The sequence below is a fragment of the Cupriavidus sp. 05T42 genome, assembly GCF_056396345.1.
The window spans coordinates 1-417 of record NZ_JBFTLH010000070.1; the positions used below are offsets into that span (position 1 = coordinate 1).

General features: G+C 61.2%; 1 pseudogene. It reads left to right on the forward strand.

Annotation, left to right across the window (positions count from 1 at the left end):
* A pseudogene (locus AC1EJR_RS27365) lies at positions 1-417 on the forward strand (hypothetical protein); the annotation flags it as partial.

A 417-nucleotide genomic window follows, 5' to 3' on the forward strand; every position in this document is an offset into this window, starting at 1 on the left:
CCTCGGGCTGAACTACACCGAGGACACGCTCCAGGACGACATCCACACCCGGTTTATCAAGGAAAAGAAGGGCTTCGGCATCATCGGCCAGATTGTGGCGATGGTCGCGGCGGTGGCGATCTCGATTGTTACGGCTGGGGCGGGGGCGGCGCTGATGGGCGTAGCCATGGCCCAGATGACGATCGCCCAGGCAATGATTGCCGTGGCCATCGATGCAGCCATCTCGGCCACGCTGTCGAGCATGGTGACCCAGGTCATCACAACCGGTTCGTTGAACATCGGCGCGGCGCTGAAGGCGGGCGTTGTGTCTGGCATGACAGCTGGGGCGACCCGAGGCATTACAGCGGGAATTAACCTCGGTGACACCGGTATTGGTAGCTTTGGCGACAATCTTGCCCAAGGTAATTGGGCGGCGAT